Below are 19547 nucleotides of genomic sequence, written 5' to 3'. Positions count from 1 at the left end.
ACAAGAATTAAATATTAGCTCGGCGCAGAGCACGCTCTAAACGTGTATTTTCACGCTCACCTTCCAACAACGCCTCTTCGACATAAGCCAGATGGTGATGAGCTGCCTGACGCGCCTTTTCAGGATCACCTTCTAAAATCGCATCCATCAGCACTTTATGCTGATCATGGATCTTTTCGCGGTAATCTGAGTTCGGGTAGATGTTTTTAAGGTTGTCCCAGATATGTTCGCGCAGCAGATTAAACAACGCTCGCATCATATGCAGAAGAACCATGTTGTGAGTTGAGGCAGCGATTGCCAAATGGAAGTCCACATCAGCATATACCTCTTTCTGAATGTCTTTCGTATCATGATAGCGCTGAAGATCGTCGTAACACTTCAAGATCGCCTCTTTGTCCGCAGGCGTACTTCGCAGGGCCGCATAATAAGCTGCAACACCTTCTAAAGCATGACGAAACTCTAGCAGATCATATTGAGCTTCAGGGTGGGTTCGAAATAACTCAAGCAGTGGATCAGAGAAGGAACCACCCAAATCTTCAGAGACATAAGTACCACCGCCCTGGCGACTGATTAGCAAACCCTTAGCCGCCAATTTTTGAACTGCTTCTCTAAGCGAAGGCCTAGATACTTCAAACTGCTTTGCAAGTTCGCGCTCAGGTGGTAATTTTTGTCCTGGCTTTAACGTCCCTTCCAAAATCATGGCTTCCATCTGTTCCATGATTACGTCAGAAATCTTTGGCTGCTTAACCCGGTTGTAACTCATCTTTCACACTCAAATTATATTGGTAAGACCAATATCAATAGTAATTTATTCTACATTAGCAACACAATAGCCTAAGCGGAATAATTTTATTTACCACATTTATCCTATTCACAGAGCCTATATAAATGCTGACTATGAAATAGATTTCACCAATGTTATAAATCTGGACTATAGTCATTTAACAGCAAAAAAACATTGACAGACCTTGCTCAAAAAAAATACAGTAGCATATCTCTTATGGTAAATTGGTATTACCAATTGAGATTACTGCAGCGCAGCAGAGGTCTTATCATCCCAATACCCTCTCCTCCTGCATCTCAATACTAAATATAAAAAAATGAATCTCTTAGAGGATGTGACATGAAAAAGTTCGCCAAGTCTCTGATCTCTGCAGCTGTGGTTACTGCTGCTATTGCAGGTACGACAGCTCCAGCTCAAGCTTCTGACAAACTACTTCTAAAAACTCCAATTGCTTTCGGTTCTCACCTACCAGCGCTAGGCACTCCAATTGTTTGGGTTGCTGATCAGCTTAAGCTTGTAAGTGACGGCAAAATGAAAATGAAAATTTATGAGCCAGGCAAGTTGGTTAGCCCTAAAGAGATTCTGGACGCAGTTTCTACTGGTAAAGTTAACTCTGGTTACTCTACTGCTGGTTACTGGCAGGGTAAAATGCCTGCAGCTGCACTTTTCTCTGCAGTTCCATTTGGCCCAGAAGCTGGCGAATACATGGCTTGGTTGTACTACGGTAACGGTATGAACCTTTACCAAGAGATGTACGACACAGCAGGCTACAACGTTAAAGTTCTTCCTTGTGCGATTATCTCTCCAGAAACATCTGGTTGGTTCTCTAAGCCAATCGAAAAACCAGAAGACCTAAAAGGTCTTAACATGCGTTTCTTCGGTCTAGGTGCTGATGTAATGGAAAAACTGGGCGTAGGCACAGTACAACTTCCAGGCGGCGAAATCTTCGGTGCACTTGAGAAAGGTGCAATCGATGCATCTGAGTTCTCTCAGCCTGCAATTGACCAGCGTCTAGGCTTCCACAAGATCGTTAAGTACAACTACTTCCCAGGCTGGCACCAGCAGGCGACAGTATTCGAACTACTGATCAACAAAGACACTTGGGGCAAGATGAGCAAAGGTCAGAAGGCACTTGTTGAAACAACATGTAAAGCGTCTATGACTAACGCGATTGCTGAAGGTGAAGCGATGCAGTTCCCTGTAATGCAGAAAGCAGCTGACAACGGCGTTCAGATCCGTTACTGGAACGACACAATGCTAAGCACTTTCAAATCTACTTGGGATGAAGTAGTTGCAGAGAAAACTGCTGCTGATCCATTCTTCAAGAAAGTATGGGATGACATGAGCACGTTCCGTAAAGGTTACGACCTTTGGGAAGCTAACGCATTCCTACCACGCGCAACTAAGTAAGACGACTCTCTTCGGAAGGTGCCCAGCCCTCCGAAGAATTTCAGGGCAGCTTCGGCTGCCCTGTTTGCCTGTACATACAGGTAATCTATAAAAATAAATAATTAGATTTTTGAGTGAGCACTACTCGGCAAAGAATCTAATAAGAAGTAGCGAAGGTAAGTTTCAGTGACTGAAAATGAAAAGCTGACCCCAGTGCCCCTCGCAGATGCGATAGATAATTTTATTAAACGCATCGGTCTCACTATCGCTTGGACCTATGTAGTTCTTGTATTAGTGATTATGCTGCAGGTCATTTTGCGCAAAGGATTTGCTAGCGGCTTAATCGCCCTAGAAGAACTGCAATGGCACCTATATTCCATTGGCGTAATGTTTGGTCTTTCTTATGCCCAAACCACAAATTCACATATCCGCGTAGACCTGTTCTATTCACGCCTAAGGGCGAACACTAAGCGCTGGATCGAAGTTATTAGCATCCCAACGATGGTTCTTCCATTTGTTGCAATCATCTTTATGCAAAGTATCGATTTCGTTGCTGAATCCTATCGAGTAAACGAAGGCTCAGAAGCCGCTTCCGGCCTACCGTATCGCTGGATCATAAAAGGTGTTATTCCGGTAAGTTTTGGCTTACTAGCATTAGCACTTATCTCTCGTTTTATTCGTGATTTGACTCTAATTATTAAAGGTGATGACTGATGGATGCGAATGAAGTTCTCGTAATCGCGATGTTCCTGTCGTTCATCGCGCTTCTATTTACAGGTATACCTGTCGCTTGGGTATTAGGCGGCATCGGTATCATTTTTGCCTTTTTAGGGCAATTTACAGACACATACATGGATACCATGACAGGTCTGGACTACACCACACTTGGGCTTGTAGTTAACCGTCTATGGACCATCATGGAAAACTGGATTCTGGTAGCCCTCCCCATGTTCATATTTATGGGGATCATGCTTGATAAATCTGGCGTTGCTGAACGCTTGATGAAATCAATGCAGGAGCTATTTGGTCGTGTTCACGGCGGTCTTGCGATTACAGTAACAGCGATTGGTATCATCCTAGCTGCATCCACCGGCATCATCGGTGCATCCGTTGTACTACTGGCGGTTATGTCACTACCAGCGATGACTAAGCAAGGCTATAACATGCCACTTGCGCTAGGTACGATCGCTTCTGCAGGCACGCTAGGCATCCTAATCCCACCAAGCATCATGCTGGTTATCATGGCCGATCAATTAGGTCTGTCAGTTGGTGACCTCTTTATGGGCGCTGTATTCCCAGGCCTTATGCTTGGCGCGTTTTACATTATCTACATTCTTGCTCGTGGCTTTATTAATCCAAGCCACATGCCGATACCGGATGATGCTAAACCTGTTGATCTAAAGATTTTCTTTAATGTCCTAAAAGATGTTCTTCCGACACTACTTCTTATCATTGTAGTGCTAGGCTCTATCTTTGCGGGTATTGCAACGCCGACCGAAGCCGCTGGTGTAGGTGCATTTGGTGCAACGCTTCTAGCAATGTACAACAAGAAGTTTAGCTTCAAAGTACTGCATGAAGTTGTTGGCGGGACAATGAACACAACTGCCTACATCTTCGCGATCTTCATTGGTGCAACATGTTTCGCTCTTGTTCTTCGTGAACTAGGTGGCGATGAGATGATCGAAGAGTTTCTAACAGGCCTTCCATTTGGCCCTTATGGAATCATCTTCTTCATCCTAGCGGTTATTTTCCTACTAGGTTTCTTCCTAGATTGGATCGAGATCACGCTAATCATCTTGCCACTATTGGCACCTGTAATTTCGGCTCTCGGCTTAGATATTACGGCTCCGGGTATCGATAACCCAGAGTTGGTTTGGTTCGTCATGCTCGTCGCCATGGCCTTGCAGACCTCGTTCTTAACGCCCCCCGTCGGGTTTGCCCTTTTCTATCTTAAAGGGGTATGCCCACCAAACGTTAAGATCACTGATATTTATAAAGGTGTAATTCCTTTCATTATTCTTCAGTTAGCAGCGCTACTGGTACTAGTGTTCTGGCCTCAGATCGTTCTTTGGCTACCAACTATCGCCTACAGTTAAGATAACTGAATAGCACTGGGTATCTAAGATGCCCAGTGCACACATATATAATAATTAGGCCTTAAGGCCATTTAGAGCTAGTAGAGTACTTCATATGTCCAGCCACGATCTTCTCGATCAGTTAAGGTCTATCCTTGGCGAGAACAATGTTCTTACTGGAGAAAACCAGACCGAACACTATCGCACAGGTTTCCGCTCCGGCGAGGGTTCTGCCCTTGCAGTAGTATTTCCAACCACACTGTTAGAACAGTGGAAGGTTCTAGATACCTGCATTAAAGCCGATACGATTGTGATTATGCAGGCCGCTAACACAGGTCTGACAGAAGGCTCCACTCCAAGTGGTGACGACTATGATCGTGAGATTATCGTCATCAACACCACGCGCATGAACAAAATCTACCTGATTGATGAAGGCAAGCAGATCATCAGCTTCCCTGGGGCGACACTATTCACCCTTGAGAAGATGCTAAAGCCTATTAATCGTGCACCCCATTCTGTCATTGGCTCTTCCTGTATCGGCGCTTCAATTGTTGGCGGTATTGCAAACAACTCCGGCGGTGCCTTGGTTCAACGTGGGCCAGCTTATACTGAGCTCTCTCTGTTTGCTCAGCTTAACGATAATGGCGAATTGGAATTGGTGAATCACCTTGGTATTGACCTAGGCGAAACACCCGAAGAGATCCTTACAAATCTAGAACAGAAAAACTTTACCGACGCTGATGTTAAAGCCAGCACTCAAAAAGCATCGGCAAACGATTACCCTGAAATTGTTCGCGATGTAGATGCAGATTCACCTGCACGCTACAACGCTGATACTAGCCGCTTATATGAATCCAGCGGTTGCGCAGGCAAGGTAGGTGTATTCGCTGTGCGCTTAGATACCTTCCCTGTCGCACAAAAAGAACAGGTTTATTACATTGGTACCAATGATGCCAATGAACTGACAGAGATTCGTCGCCATATTCTGCAACACTTCGATAATCTACCTGAAGTTGCAGAATACATGCATAAAGATATCTACGACATTGCTGAAAAATACGGCAAAGATACTTTTATGATGATTAACTACTTTGGCACCGACCCGCTTCCAAAGCTTTTCGCTATGAAAGGTCGTATCTCTGCTGCACTGAATAAGATCAGCTTCTTGCCGAAGGATATTCCAGATCGCGTTATGCAGGTTATGAGCCGATGCTGGCCAAATATTCTGCCAAAACGTATGCGCGATTTCCGCGAGAAGTATGATCACTACCTCGTGCTAAAAATGAGCGACGGTGGTATCCCTGAAGCAGATAAGTTTCTAAAAGAGTTCTTCAGTAACAGTCAGTCTGGCGATTATTTCGAATGCGATGCAGATGAAGCCAAAAAAGCTTATCTACACCGTTTTGCCGCTGCAGGTGCCGCTATTCGTTATCAGATCATCCACCAGAATGAGGTCGAAGATATTCTGGCACTCGACATTGCACTTCGTCGAAATGATCCGGATTGGGTAGAAAAACTACCGGAAGAGATCAGCAAGCATATTGTTCACTCACTCTACTACGGTCATTTCATGTGTCACGTTTTCCATCAGGATTACATTCTGAAGAAAGGCGCTGATGGTAAAGCGGTGAAGAAGATGATGTTAGAGCTTCTTGCACAGAAAGGTGCGAAATACCCTGCTGAGCATAACGTAGGCCACCTATATGAAGCTGAAGAAGGGCTACAGAACTTCTACTTCTCGTTAGACCCGACAAACACGTTTAACCCAGGGATTGGTAAAACACCAAAGTCGCGCTGTGGCTGCGGTACGCCGCATTAAATATAACTAAAAATTTATATATTGAGCTAGGTCTATAGATTGTCGAGTAAATCTGAGCACCGACTTACGAAGTGCTAAACTGACCAAATTCAATACTTTAGTCTAAGACTGTTTTTGAGGAAATGATCATGGCACTTCCAGATATCAAAACTATTCTTTACGCAACATCTTTGGGCAAACACACTCGACCTGTATTCCGCCAAGCGGTTAACCAGGCAGTTCTAAATGATGCCAAGATCGTAATGCTGCACGTTGTAGAGCCGATGGGTGAGATGGGACATGCACTGATCCAAAACTATGTATCTGAAGATCTTATCAAGCAGATGCATGACGAAGGTATCAAAGAGATTCACAACACCATGCAGGAACGTGTTGAAAAATTCTGTGAAGACGAACTGCAAAGTTTAGAAAAGCCTGTAGTGCTTAACATTGAGCACAAGGTTGCTGAAGGCAATCAAACCGATTCTATTCTTGGTGCTGCGCAAGCTGAAAATGCTGATATGATCGTTATGGGCGCGGAAAACCGATTTGGTCACCATAGCCATACAAGCCAGCAAGTGATGCGTAATTCCAAGATTCCTGTACTGATTGTTCAAACAGGAAAAGAGTACGATTAAACGCTCCAAAGTAGGCCACAACTGACATATAAGGTAGTTATTGATGGAAGTACAAGGTCTACTGATTGAACGGATATTCCTTACCGTGTTCCCACTTGTGGCGATTGTCACAGTGGGATTTTTTTATGCCCGCCGCTACCAGCCGGACATGAATGCAGCCAATCAGATCAATATTGATGTTTTTGTTCCTGCGCTGATCTTTGCTGTTTTATCTGCTGAATCATTTGATCTAATTAAGTACCAATCTCTCGCCATTGGCGCCGCTATTATCGTGATTGGCTCAGGTATTCTGCTCTACCCTGCCTGTAAACTGTTAAAGGTACATCCTAAAACGTTCCTACCTCCAATGATGTTCAGCAACAGTGGTAATTTGGGTATACCGCTGATTGTCTTAGCGTTTGGAGAAAACGCGCTGCAAGCCGCTGTAGTCTTATTTCTAGTGGAAAATTTGCTCCACTTTACAGTCGGTATCTACATACTGGATCATAAGACTCGTTTGCTTAATCTACTTCGCATGCCGATGATTTTAGCAACCATTTTAGGCCTTATCTGGAGCGGCTTCGATCTACCGATCCCTAAAGCAGTCCATACCTTTATAGACATGCTGGGTCAGATAGCCATACCATTAATGCTCTTTGCACTGGGCGTAAGAATGACTAGCGTAGACTTTTCTAATTGGAGAATAGGTAGCCTCAGCGCGGTACTCTGCCCTGTCAGCGGTATTATCATCGCTCTGATCTGCCAGCAGTTCTTACAACTGGATGCGACACAGTTTGCCTATTTAGTTGTCTTTGGTGCGCTACCACCAGCCGTTTTAAATTACATGATTGCCGAACGTTACAATCAAGAGCCACATCAAGTCGCTTCGATTGTTTTGCTAGGCAATATGGGCAGTCTCATTTTTATTCCAATCACTCTCGCTTTTGTTATATAAAATCACTTAAATATTCTCAAATAGCATGAGAGAAAAATGGACTACTGTATCGGTATAGATCTTGGCGGCACCAAGATCGAGATTATTGCGCTGACTCCATCTTCAGATGTTCTATTTAGATATCGCGTTCCTACGCCACAAGGGAATTACCAAGCTACCCTAGATGCAATTTTCTCGCTTATAGAAAGAGCTGAAAGCAACATAAAGCATCCAGCTCGCTCCATTGGTATTGGAATTCCCGGTGCCGTTTCGCGAGAAACAGGTTTAATTAAAAACGCTAACTCTACCTGCTTAATCGGCCACCCATTAGATAAAGACTTGAGCGAGCGACTACAAAAGCCTATTCAAATCGCCAACGATGCTGATTGTTTTACACTGTCTGAAGCTATCGATGGTAGCGGCAAAGACTACAACTCTGTCTTTGGAGTAATCTTAGGTACCGGCGTTGGCGGAGGCATTACAATAAATAAGCAACTGCTTAGCGGTCCAAATTCTATTTGCGGGGAATGGGGACACAACCCCCTACCTAGACTGGATGCGTCCGATGGAAATGGGCGAGATTGTTATTGCGGCAAACAAGACTGTATAGAGACGTTCTTATCTGGCCCAGGGTTCACAAATCACTATAACGATTCGACTTTTTCACATTTAGATACCGAATCAATCTGGGAACTCGCTAAAGCTGGAGACAAGTCAGCAGTAGATTATTGCAACTTATACATCGAGCAGCTGGCTAAAGCCCTCTCATCGGTTATAAACATATTGGATCCTGACGTTATTGTGTTAGGCGGCGGGCTTTCAAACCAGAACGATATCTATCAGAAACTTCCAGAGAGGTTAGCCCAATATGTATTCTCTGATTCGATGAATACGCCGATTTTGAAAGCGCAATTTGGCGACTCCAGCGGAGTCCGTGGAGCCGCCTGGTTGTAACACCCAAATCGCTCTGAGCCTTACAACCTACTAGTAGTGCTTAACGCTACTTCTTACTCGCCACTTCTTTCTTTTTATCCACAACCTCTTGAATAGAGATATTTGAGCGATTTTTCTCAACTGTGGCAGCACCAATGCCTTTCACTTCAGTTAATTGATCTACCGATGTGAAAGGACCATTGTTAGTACGATACTCAACAATAGCTTCTGCCTTAGCTACCCCAATACCATTAAGGTTTTGTGCTAACTGTTCGGCTGTAGCGGTATTAAGATCGATAGGAGCTGCAAAAGCAGACAAAGAGAATACACAAGCGAACGCCATGATCAGCGCTCTTAAAGAAGAAAGTTTCATAGTAAATTCCTTTTACTTTATTTTAGGTCTGACCTCATCCATTTAGGCCAGACCTTCTTTATAACTTGCTAAAGCTACGAAAGCAACGGTGCTAATTCAGCATCGATTTTAGCTAGTGCGTCTACAGGCGAATCTGCTTTAGTAATTGGGCGACCAATCACTAGGTAATCACTGCCTGCTTTTAATGCATCAGACGGTGCCATAATACGCTTCTGATCGCCAACATCCGCATCCGCAGGTCGAATGCCCGGTGTTACTAGTTTGAATTCTTCGCCGATCACTTGGCGTAATGGCGTTACTTCCTGCGCAGAACAAACTACACCATGCAGACCACTTTCTTCAGTTAACTTAGCCAAACGCTTCACATGCTCTAACGGCTCAATATCTAACCCTAAATCGCGCAGGTCACTGCGTTCCATGCTCGTTAGTACAGTTACACCGATTAACAACGTCTCAGAACCATGAACTTGCTCAAGCTCGTTGCGAGCAGCTTCCATCATACGGCGGCCACCCGAAGCATGAACATTGACCATCCACACGCCTAGCTCTGCAGCTGCACGAACTGCTTTAGCCGTAGTATTTGGGATATCATGGAATTTCAGATCAAGAAAGACATCAAAACCTAGGGTCTGAAGTGTTTCTACGATAGCCGGACCGCTACGTGTGAATAACTCTTTACCAACTTTTACACGGCATCGAGTCGGGTCCAACTGCTTAGCCATTGCCAAAGCCTGATTTTGATCAGGGTAATCTAATGCAACAATGACTCTTTTTTTATCCAATAACATATAAGTTCTCTAAAATTTATTCGCCTTCCAAACCCTGAATAGGTTTAGTCGTACCCCAGCTTTTACATGACGGACACTGCCAGGAGAGCGTTCTACCTGAAAATCCACAACTATTACATCGGTATACGGGCTTTGAGAGCTCTAACTGTCCAGTCAGACCACGCAATACCTTTAAGCTATCCCTTGCGCTATCTGAGCCATATTCTATATGAAGATCGATCAGACTATTAAACCCTTTTACTGAAGGACGGCGTTTTAACTCTTCAGTAATAAAACTTCCAGCTGCATATATGCCACGCTCTTCCTTTACATGTTCAGCGAGAGCAATAAGCACTGTAGTCGAAGGCGAATTCGCCAAACAGTTACGTAAATATTCTAAATGCCCCTTACTATCCCCCGTTCTTTCATAGCAATCTTTCAATAGGGGAATTGTTTCTGAAACAAACAAGCGATCTTGCTTAGATACTTTTTTAAGATGCTTTATAGCCTGCTTCCACTGCTCAGATTTCATTGCAATTTGAGCTTTTAAAAAACTTACCCGAACATTATCCGAATCGAATTGCTCGGCATCTTTGAGATACTCAGTGGCTGCTTTGATAAGCTTTTGCTGTAATGCCATATCAGCCAGTTCACAACAGTAATGAGCAAGCTCATTATTTAAATCTCGCCTTTCATCAACAGAAAGTTTATCCGCAGTGACTAAAGCTTCTTCCCACTCCCCTTCTTTCTCGTAAAGCTTAATTAACAGATTAAGTGCTTTACTATGAATACGCTTAGGTGGAGATGACTTAATAATTTCCTGCAGCAGATTCTCAGCTCGGTCCAACAATCCCACAGAATAATAGTCATTCGCTAGCGCCATCTGAATCCGCATAAAGTCATCCCGATTCAAATTGGGACGCGCCAATAGATTCTGATGGATCTGTATCGCTCGATCAACATCACCTTTACGGCGAAAGAGCTTTGCTAAAGACAGGTGGGCTGGAATGGTATCTGAATTGATCTCTAAGGCACGGATAAAGCTTTCAATCGCCTCATCCATTTTCTCGTTCAAAAGATAGTCTAAACCGGTAAAGTATTCGTGACTTAGATTCGTTTGAGGAGGCGTAGGTTTTGACTGCTTATCACGCCTGCCTAGCAACCAGCCAATGCCGATCGCCAGAACAAACGGGATTAAAAGAAAAGCGTTGTCGAGATTAAACGGCATCTTTCAGGCTGGATACTCGCAACTGATCTAGCTCTTTTTGTGTACTAGCAATTTTACGACGCGCAGAGCCCAAACGAGTTTTTAACATCACGATAATCATTGTACTTAGCGCTCCACCGATAAGAGCACCCGCAACAAATGTCGCTACTAGCCAAGTACCTAAACTAAATTCTGGTAGCTGCAGAAAAACAAGATTAATCGCAACCTGATCTGTGTTGTTAATCACTAACATTAAACCAATAAATAGTGCCAAAAACGCTAAAACAACGAAGATCAATTTTTTAACTAAACGCACCGGATTAAACCTCAATTACCTAATTTTGAATTGAATCATTTACCTGTTCACGCAACTCTTTACCTGGTTTGAAGTGCGGAACATATTTAGCATCAAGCGCTACAGACTCACCCGTTTTTGGGTTACGGCCTGTTCTAGGCGCTCGATAATGTAGTGAAAAACTACCAAATCCTCTGATTTCTATACGATCACCTTGAGACAAAGATTCTGTCATGTGATCTAGCATCGTCTTCACGGACAGCTCGATATCCTTCACCGACAATTGCTCATGTCGATCTACTAGTACTTCAATCAGTTCAGATTTCGTCATACCTCTACTCCTTTGCTCGTGGACCGTACATTCTGCCTAGTTACTCAGAGTCACTTTTATTCATCTGAGCCTTAATTAAATCACCGATAGTCGTTGGGCCTGATAGCGTCGTTTCAGACTGTTGACTGATTTTATCCAGAGCTTGTTTCTCTTGCTCTGCCTCCATCTGCTTGATGGAGAGCGAAATAACTCTGTTTCTACGATCAATTTGGCTGATCATAGCCTCAACTTCATCTCCAACGCTAAAATGATCTGCTAGATTATCTATGCGCTCTCGAGACACATCGGAGATTCTTAGTACCGCTTCAACACCTTCTGCCACGGTTACACTTACCGCCTTGTCAGCAATGTCAGAAACTGTACCTTTTATAACTTTTCCTTTGCCATGACTCGCAGTAAAACTACTAAATGGATCTTCATCTAGTTGCTTAACACCCAAAGCGATTCTCTCTCGTTCTGAATCAACCGAAAGCACCACCGCTTCTAAGTCATCGCCTTTTTTCAGTGTTTTAACAACATCCTCACCGTTGTCATCCCACGACAAATCGGATAGATGCACAAGGCCATCGATACCACCTTCTAGGCCAATGAAAACACCAAAATCGGTTATTGAACGGATTTTACCACTTAAGCGATCACCTTTTTGGAATTTAGTCGCAAATTCTTGCCAAGGGTTAGCTTTGCATTGCTTCATACCTAAAGAGATACGACGACGCTCTTTATCGATGTCTAATAACATCACATCGACTTCGTCTCCCACCTGAACAACTTTAGATGGGTGAACATTTTTATTAGTCCAATCCATTTCAGAAACATGGATCAAACCTTCAATACCTTTTTCGATCTCTGCGAAACAACCGTAATCAGTAAGATTAGTAACTTTGGCTTTCGCTTTGGTGCCGATGTCGTAATTAGCAATCAGCTGTGTCCACGGATCTTCTGTTAACTGCTTAACCCCGAGCGAAACACGGTTGCGTTCTTTATCAAAACGCAGCACCTGCACATCTATGCTTTCACCAACCGTTAATACTTCACTTGGATGCTTAACACGTTTCCAAGCGATATCAGTGATATGTAGCAGGCCATCAACACCGCCAAGATCAATAAATGCGCCATAGTCGGTAATGTTTTTTACAACGCCTTTAACAACAAGGCCTTCTTTCAGTTCTGAAAGCAGTTTTTCACGCTCAACACTGTAAGCCGCCTCAAGAACAGCACGACGTGAAACAACAATGTTATTGCGCTTGGCATCGAGCTTAACCAATTTAAACTCGAGTTCTTGGTTTTCTAAGTGGCTGGTATCTCGAAGAGGACGGACATCGACTAAAGAGCCCGGAAGGAATGCCTGGATATTTCCAAGCATAATCGTTAGGCCACCTCGGACTTTACCCGAGATGTGCCCTGTTACAATTTCATCAGATTCGTAAGCTTTCTCAAGCTCTGCCCAAGCTTCTGCTCGTTTCGCTTTATCACGAGAAAGCTGGGTAGAACCGAAGCCGTCTTCGACAGCTTCTAATGCGACTCTGACTTCAGAACCAACATCAATTGTCAGCTCACCAGAGTCATCAATAAACTGCGACCGCGGGATAACACCTTCTGATTTGAGACCTGCATTGACGATGACAAAGTCATCCTCAATCGCAATTACTGTACCCGTTACGATAGCGCCTGGCGCCATCTCCAACTCTTGAAGGCTCTCTTCAAATAGTTCAGCAAAGCTCTCGCTCATATCTGTATCCCGCTTTGTCGTTATGACACTATCAGCGAAGCCCTTTATGCCTCGCTGCATCCATTACAGCGGCTAGGACCTCTTCGATTGACATCTTAGTCGTATCAAGAATTACTGCATCCGCCGCGGGCTTAAGAGGAGCAACAGGACGATTCATATCACGGTCGTCTCGTGCCTGAATATCCTCCAATATAGCTTGAAGACTAGCACCCAGTCCCTTGTTTATCAACTGGTTATAACGTCGTACAGCGCGCTCCTCAGCACTGGCATCTAGATAGATTTTGAGTGATGCTTCAGGAAACACAACCGTGCCCATATCACGACCATCTGCAATCAACCCTGGCATTTCAGCAAATGCACGCTGACGCTCCAATAGAGCATCACGAACCGCCGGAATAGCCGCAACGATCGAAGCATCCTTACCAACAGCTTCAGTACGAATAGCATCAGTAACCTCTTCACCTTCCAGAACAATCTGGACAGTATCATCATCACGAGGAATAAACTGCACGTTTAAGTGTGCAGCTAAAACGACCAGCGCTTCTTCGTCATCAAGGTTTACACCATGATGATTGGCTGCAAGACCCAGTAGGCGGTATAACGCCCCACTATCTAACAGCTCCCAACCTAGTTCTTTTGCCAACAACTGGCATATCGTTCCTTTACCCGATCCACTGGGACCATCAACGGTAATTACGGGGATTTGTCCGTTAGACATCATCCCTCCTCCTTCTCTACCTTTATTCCTGCAGTCTGCGCCAGCTCAACAAAGCCAGGGAAAGACGTAGCTACGTTTGCACAGTCATTAATTGTGATCTCACCAGTAGCACGCAAAGCAGCCACACAGAAAGACATGGCAATACGGTGATCATCATGGCTCTCTACAACACCGCCACCAATCTCACCGCCTTGGATGATCGCACCATCTGGCGTACCTTCGATATCCACACCAAGTGCTTTAAGACCATCAACCATGGATTGAATTCGATCACTCTCTTTAACGCGAAGCTCTTCAGCACCAGATACGATTGTTGTACCTTCAGCACAAGCGGCTGCAATAAATAGCGCAGGGAACTCATCAATTGCCAGAGGAACTTGGTCTTCAGGAATATGAATACCTTTAAGCGGTGCATAACGAATACGGATATCAGCAACAGGCTCACCACCGACTTCACGCTCATTCAGCAATTCAAGATTCGCACCCATTAGGCGTAGGATGTTGATAATGCCTACACGGGTTGGGTTGATACCAACGTGCTCTAGGGTCAAATCAGAACCTGGAGCGATAGCCGCTGCTACCAAAAAGAATGTAGCGGAAGAGATATCAGCAGGCACATCGATGCGAGTTGCATGCAACTGACCACCCGATTTAACCGCTGCTTTAGACCCATTTTGCTCTACAGGATAACCAAACCCCGTAAGCATACGCTCTGTATGATCACGTGTCGGTGCAGGCTCTGTAACAGAGGTATCACCTTCTGCGTAAAGACCAGCCAATAGCAAACAAGACTTAACCTGAGCACTCGCCATAGGCATATCATAATGAATGCCTTTTAGTACCTGACCACCCTTAATTTTCATCGGTGGGCGACCGTTTTCAGCTGTTTCGATCTCTGCTCCCATCAAACGCAGTGGATCAGCTACACGACCCATTGGACGTTTAGTCAGAGAAGCATCACCAGTAAGCTCAGAATCAAATTGCTGTGCTGCCAATAAACCAGATAGCAAACGCATTGATGTACCGGAGTTACCTACATATAAAGGCCCAGGAGGTGCACTTAAGCCATTAACACCTACGCCGTAGATAGTTACATTGCCATCATCAGGACCTTCAATAACCACACCCATATCACGGAATGCTTGCAAGGTCGCTAAGCTATCTTCACCTTCAAGGAAGCCTGTAACTTCCGTAACACCATCAGCTAGGGAACCCAGCATAATGGAGCGATGTGAAATAGATTTATCACCTGGAACTCGAATTTTACCACTTACGCTGCCGCCAGGCTGGGCACGAAAGGTTACTAATTGATTACTCATATCTTGTGAATATGCCGTACCAGAAAGGATTCTTGAAAAATGTTCTCGCGCAGCTCGCGCACGCGTGAAAGTGCCTAACATAGTCTCACTATCACCGCACTCAATCGCTGCTCTTAGCTTTGCTAATCCCGATGTATATCGATCTAACTGCGCTAGCAAAGCGTCTCTATTTGCTAAACAGATGTCGTGCCACATTGTCGGGTCACTACCGGCTATCCGAGTAAAATCACGGAAGCCTCCAGCTGCATAGCGGAAAATATCAGTATTATTACCTTGTTCCTGAGCCAGAGTATCCACTAGGGAAAACGCCAGCATGTGTGGGAGATGACTGGTTGCTGCCAACACTTCATCATGCTTTTCTACGTCCATAATCAGCACTTCTGCACCAGTGGACGCCCACATTTCAGTAAACACCTTAACAGCGTAAGATGAAGATTCTGCTAAAGGCGTTAGAATAATTTTGTGCTGTTCAAATAGATGTTCATCCGCTGCTGCTACACCGCTTTTCTCAGAACCAGCAATTGGGTGACCCGGTACAAAACCAGAAGGCACTTGATCAAAGACTCGCTTAGCCGCTTCGACCACATTAGCCTTGGTACTACCTACATCTGTAATCAATGTTTCTTCAGCGATAAATGGCGCAATATCCACCAGCACCTTTTCCATCGCTTTTACAGGCACTGCTAAAACAATAATATCCGCCTGACTTACAGTATCCGCTAGGCTATCGGCAGCTACATCGATCACTCCGCTACTTAAACCTAACTTTGTCTCTTCTGGGTCACGATCAAAACCAATAATCTGTCCGCAGCAACGGTTCTGACGAAGCACTTTTGCTAAAGAACCGCCGATTAAACCTAACCCGATAATAAGTGTATTTTTGATACCTTGACTCAACGTTTCTCTACCACTTGTTGTAATGCTTTTAGGCAACGTTCATTTTCATGTTGTAAACCAATGCTGATGCGCAAGTGATTTGGCATTCCATAATTCGCCACAGGCCTCACAATAACACCCTGCTCTAGCATTGATTGGTAGATAGGCGAGGCATCCTTAGCCAGATCTACTGTAATAAAATTTCCTACCGATGGGATAAATTCCAATCCCAACTTGGCCAAACCTGACTGATAAAAAGCCATACCTGCAGCATTAACTTCTATAGCTTTAGTTAGATGTTCTTGATCTGATATAGCTATTTCCGCAGCAGTAAGCGCCAGGTTATTCACATTAAATGGCTGCCTTACCCGGCTTAACAGATTGGCGATATCAATGTTCGAAACCGAGTAACCGACACGTAAGCCAGCCAAACCATAAGCTTTAGAAAAGGTTCGCGTAACGATTAGATTCGAAAACTGCTTCTGCAAACTCAAACTATCCGGAAAGTCTTCAGCTTCCACATACTCCGTGTAAGCTTCATCCAAAACTACTAAGACATTTTCTGGCACTTGAGCTAAAAACGTTTGTAACTGTCCTTGGGTTAAATATGTACCCGTCGGATTGTTAGGATTAGCGATAAAGATCATACGAGTATTTGGAGTTAATCGCTCCAACATCGCATCAAGATCGTGCCCCCAATCTTTGGCTGGAGCGACCACAGCTTTAGCACCAATTGCTTGAGTCACCAACGAATAAACGACAAAAGCATATTCAGAATAGATAACTTCATCATCTGAGGTTAGAAAAGCACGAGCGATAAGTTCCAACACATCATTAGAGCCATTACCTAATGTAATCTGTTCCGGCTGGCAGTTTAAATAGTCAGCCAGAGCCAACTTCAATCTATAACCACCACTATCAGGGTAAAGATTAATGCCTGACAGTTTATCTTGGAGAGCTGTGATGACTTTTGGTGAGGCCCCTATTGGGCTCTCATTACTTGCCAGCTTCACCACATCAGTTAAGCCAAGCTCTCGCTCTAACTCTTCTGGTGGTTTGCCTGGCAAATAGGGGTGCAGATTTTGCACCCCTGGTGAAGCCAGTGAAAAGAAATCACAACTCATCGATATGCCTCTTAAAGCACCGCGCGTGGGTATGAACCTAAGATTTTCAGCTCAACACTTTCTTTGGCTAATTCAGCCAGCGCTTTAGCAACTAGCTTGTCTTCACTATGTCCTTCGAAATCGATATAGAACATAGATTGTTTCGCAGATGATCTGGTTTCTACACGTGTCAAACTAATTTGTGAACGATGGAAAGGTTCCAACAACTGATACAAAGCACCTGGAGCATTAGGCACAGAAACCAAAATGGATGTTTTATCATCGCCGCTAGGGCCGACATCCTGATCACCGATGATCAAGAAACGCGTTGAGTTATCCGCTTGATCTTCGATATTACAAACAGCAGCTTCTAGCTCATAAAGTTCGGCAGCCATATCACCTGCAATAGCGGCATAACCTTGACCTTCCTGCTTAGCTAAACGAGCAGCTTCTGCGTTAGAACTGACTGCAACCTTCTCAATATGTGGATAACGCGCATCTAACCAACTACGGCTTTGCGCTAGGGACTGCTCGTGGGAATAGATCTTGAAGATCTCATCCAAGCTATCACCTTTGTTGACCAATAAATGAAGGTGAACTGGAACTTCCACTTCTCCACAGATTTTAAGATCGAACTGTTTAAACAGATCAAGCGTGCTACTAACAACACCTTCCGAAGAGTTCTCGATTGGGACAACACCGTAATGAGCACCACCGGACTGCACTTCGCGGAAGACATCTTTAGACGATTGCATCGGAAGATTATGAGCAGAGTGACCAAAATGCTTCATTGAAGCCTGTTGGGTAAATGTACCTTCTGGACCTAGGAAAGCCACTCGCATTGGCTCTTCTAACGCCAAGCAAACAGACATTACTTCACGGAAAAGACGTGCAACCTCTTTATCAGGCAATGGACCTTCGTTACGCTCCATCACAGCGCGCAATACCTGAGCTTCACGCTCAGGGCGATAAAATACAGCCGCCGCTTCACCTTGATGTTTCTGCTTAACTTCAGCTACACGTTGAGCACATTTAGCACGCTGATTCAGAAGCTCATGAAGCTGACCATCTATAGAATCGATCTGGTCACGTAAAACACGTAACTCTTTTTCTTGTTCACTCATACTCTTCTCATTTTCCGCAAATGATTTTAAGCGTGTTGTTTTTCAAACTGCTGCATAAATGCGATCAACGCATCCACTGCTTCCTCTGGGACAGCATTGTAGATACTCGCTCGCATACCACCTACAGAGCGATGACCTTTAAGGTTCAATAAACCCGCTTCTTCTGCTTGTTCTAAGAACAGTTTATCCAAAGCATCATCAGCCAAAGTAAATGGCACGTTCATCCAAGAACGGTTAGCTGACGCCATTGGGTTAGCATAGAAGTCACTGGCATCAATCGCTGCATACAGTTTTTCTTGTTTACGCTGATTAGCCGCTTGTATCGCAGCTACACCACCTTGGGCTTTTAGCCATTTAAAGACTAAACCAGCTAGATACCAACCATAGGTTGGCGGTGTATTACACATAGATTCAGCATCAGCATGTACTTTGTAATCAAACATTGTTGGTGTGCCGGCAACAACATCACCTAACAAATCTTCTCTTACAATCACAACCGTCAAACCTGCTGGGCCAATATTCTTTTGCGCGCCCGCATAGATCAAACCAAACTGGTTTACATCAATCTCGCGAGACAGGATTGTAGAGGATAGATCAGCAACTAGAGGAACATCTCCAGACTGAGGTACATAATCAAACTCCAAGCCACCAATCGTTTCATTTGGCGTGTAATGCAGATAAGCCGCCTCTGCATTTAGCTCCAACTCGCTTTGGCTTGGAACAGCAGTAAAACCGTTACCTTCGCTAGATGCAGCAATACGTACATCACAATAACGAGACGCTTCTTGGATCGCTTTTTTCGACCAGATACCGGTATTAATATAGTCAGCCGTAGTTTTACCGCGCAGCAAGTTCATTGGAATCATAGAAAACTGCGAGGTAGCCCCACCTTGAAGGAATAGAACCTTGTAGTCACTACCAATTCCCATCAGGTCACGTAAATCCTGCTCTGCTGCTTCAGCAACCGAGACAAACTCTTTACTGCGGTGACTCATTTCCATAATGGAAAGGCCTTTACCGTGCCAGTCTAGAAGTTCCTCTTGAGCCTGCAGCAATACTTCACTAGGTAAACCAGCAGGGCCTGCACTGAAATTGTACTTACGTGTCATAGACTTATCTTCACTCTACTTAAAGTCATATATAAAAAATGCGGCACATTCGCGCCGCACTTGAGG

Annotated in this window: 19 protein-coding genes; 7 read left to right on the top strand and 12 right to left on the bottom strand. The window is 44.4% G+C overall.

Annotated features, from left to right (window positions below):
- Positions 1 to 7: 7 nt before the first annotated feature.
- The gene (gene pdhR / locus ACMXYS_RS03330) at positions 8 to 763 is read right to left on the bottom strand and encodes a pyruvate dehydrogenase complex transcriptional repressor PdhR (RefSeq protein WP_415883585.1); all 756 of its coding nucleotides are present in this window, start codon (positions 761 to 763) and stop codon (positions 8 to 10) included.
- Positions 764 to 1123: 360 nt separating this feature from the next.
- Here pdhR and ACMXYS_RS03325 point away from each other — a divergent pair, with 360 nt between their 5' ends.
- The 7 genes from ACMXYS_RS03325 (at position 1124) to ACMXYS_RS03295 (ending at position 8551) form a co-directional block, all read left to right on the top strand.
- Positions 1124 to 2194, top strand: a complete 1071-nt coding sequence (locus ACMXYS_RS03325) for a TRAP transporter substrate-binding protein (protein WP_415883584.1) — start codon at positions 1124 to 1126, stop codon at positions 2192 to 2194.
- A gap of 165 nt (positions 2195 to 2359) precedes the next feature.
- Positions 2360 to 2887: a TRAP transporter small permease subunit gene (locus ACMXYS_RS03320; protein ID WP_415883583.1), complete on the top strand. Its 528-nt coding sequence runs from the start codon at positions 2360 to 2362 to the stop codon at positions 2885 to 2887.
- Entirely contained in the window at positions 2887 to 4269 is a 1383-nt protein-coding gene (locus ACMXYS_RS03315; protein WP_415883582.1) for a TRAP transporter large permease, read from the top strand. Before ACMXYS_RS03320 ends, ACMXYS_RS03315 begins: the two co-directional genes overlap by 1 nt.
- Before the next feature lie 94 nt (positions 4270 to 4363).
- Entirely contained in the window at positions 4364 to 6067 is a 1704-nt protein-coding gene (gene dld / locus ACMXYS_RS03310) for a D-lactate dehydrogenase (RefSeq protein ID WP_415897564.1), read from the top strand.
- Positions 6068 to 6195: 128 nt separating this feature from the next.
- Positions 6196 to 6684 carry a universal stress protein gene (locus ACMXYS_RS03305; protein WP_415883580.1) on the top strand — a complete coding sequence of 163 codons (489 nt, stop codon included), beginning with the start codon at positions 6196 to 6198 and terminating at the stop codon, positions 6682 to 6684.
- Positions 6685 to 6727: 43 nt separating this feature from the next.
- Entirely contained in the window at positions 6728 to 7618 is an 891-nt protein-coding gene (locus ACMXYS_RS03300; protein ID WP_415883579.1) for an AEC family transporter, read from the top strand.
- 36 nt (positions 7619 to 7654) lie between these two features.
- On the top strand, positions 7655 to 8551 hold the full coding sequence (locus ACMXYS_RS03295; RefSeq protein WP_415897563.1) for an ROK family protein: 897 nt from the start codon (positions 7655 to 7657) through the stop codon (positions 8549 to 8551).
- Positions 8552 to 8597: 46 nt separating this feature from the next.
- On the opposite strand, the gene ACMXYS_RS03290 is transcribed toward ACMXYS_RS03295, so the two are convergent.
- The 11 genes from ACMXYS_RS03290 to serC form a co-directional block, all read right to left on the bottom strand.
- Positions 8598 to 8903, bottom strand: a complete 306-nt coding sequence (locus ACMXYS_RS03290) for a ComEA family DNA-binding protein (RefSeq protein ID WP_415883577.1) — start codon at positions 8901 to 8903, stop codon at positions 8598 to 8600.
- A gap of 74 nt (positions 8904 to 8977) precedes the next feature.
- A complete protein-coding gene (gene pyrF, locus ACMXYS_RS03285) occupies positions 8978 to 9691 on the bottom strand; it encodes an orotidine-5'-phosphate decarboxylase (protein ID WP_415897562.1) in 714 nt (237 codons plus the stop codon).
- A 16-nt stretch (positions 9692 to 9707) separates the two neighbouring features.
- Positions 9708 to 10898 carry a lipopolysaccharide assembly protein LapB gene (lapB, locus tag ACMXYS_RS03280; protein ID WP_415897561.1) on the bottom strand — a complete coding sequence of 397 codons (1191 nt, stop codon included), beginning with the start codon at positions 10896 to 10898 and terminating at the stop codon, positions 9708 to 9710.
- A complete protein-coding gene (locus ACMXYS_RS03275) occupies positions 10888 to 11193 on the bottom strand; it encodes a lipopolysaccharide assembly protein LapA domain-containing protein (RefSeq protein WP_415883574.1) in 306 nt (101 codons plus the stop codon). Before ACMXYS_RS03275 ends, lapB begins: the two co-directional genes overlap by 11 nt.
- Positions 11194 to 11212: 19 nt before the next feature.
- Positions 11213 to 11503 carry an integration host factor subunit beta gene (ihfB, locus tag ACMXYS_RS03270; RefSeq protein ID WP_415883573.1) on the bottom strand — a complete coding sequence of 97 codons (291 nt, stop codon included), beginning with the start codon at positions 11501 to 11503 and terminating at the stop codon, positions 11213 to 11215.
- A 40-nt stretch (positions 11504 to 11543) separates the two neighbouring features.
- A complete protein-coding gene (rpsA, locus tag ACMXYS_RS03265; protein ID WP_415897560.1) occupies positions 11544 to 13232 on the bottom strand; it encodes a 30S ribosomal protein S1 in 1689 nt (562 codons plus the stop codon).
- Positions 13233 to 13263: 31 nt separating this feature from the next.
- Entirely contained in the window at positions 13264 to 13950 is a 687-nt protein-coding gene (gene cmk / locus ACMXYS_RS03260; protein ID WP_415883571.1) for a (d)CMP kinase, read from the bottom strand.
- Complete coding sequence (locus ACMXYS_RS03255; RefSeq protein ID WP_415897559.1) at positions 13950 to 16166, bottom strand: bifunctional prephenate dehydrogenase/3-phosphoshikimate 1-carboxyvinyltransferase; 2217 nt, start codon at positions 16164 to 16166, stop codon at positions 13950 to 13952. The genes cmk and ACMXYS_RS03255 overlap by 1 nt, the downstream gene beginning before the upstream one ends.
- On the bottom strand, positions 16163 to 17269 hold the full coding sequence (gene hisC, locus ACMXYS_RS03250) for a histidinol-phosphate transaminase (RefSeq protein ID WP_415897558.1): 1107 nt from the start codon (positions 17267 to 17269) through the stop codon (positions 16163 to 16165). Before hisC ends, ACMXYS_RS03255 begins: the two co-directional genes overlap by 4 nt.
- A gap of 11 nt (positions 17270 to 17280) precedes the next feature.
- Positions 17281 to 18372, bottom strand: a complete 1092-nt coding sequence (gene pheA / locus ACMXYS_RS03245) for a prephenate dehydratase (protein ID WP_415897557.1) — start codon at positions 18370 to 18372, stop codon at positions 17281 to 17283.
- A gap of 26 nt (positions 18373 to 18398) precedes the next feature.
- Entirely contained in the window at positions 18399 to 19481 is a 1083-nt protein-coding gene (gene serC, locus ACMXYS_RS03240) for a 3-phosphoserine/phosphohydroxythreonine transaminase (protein WP_415883567.1), read from the bottom strand.
- Between the last annotated feature and the right edge of the window lie 66 nt (positions 19482 to 19547).

It is taken from the genome of Neptuniibacter sp. QD57_21 (assembly GCF_047778075.1).
Taxonomy (GTDB): domain Bacteria; phylum Pseudomonadota; class Gammaproteobacteria; order Pseudomonadales; family Balneatricaceae; genus Neptuniibacter.
This window is presented reverse-complemented; position numbering and strand designations above follow the sequence as displayed.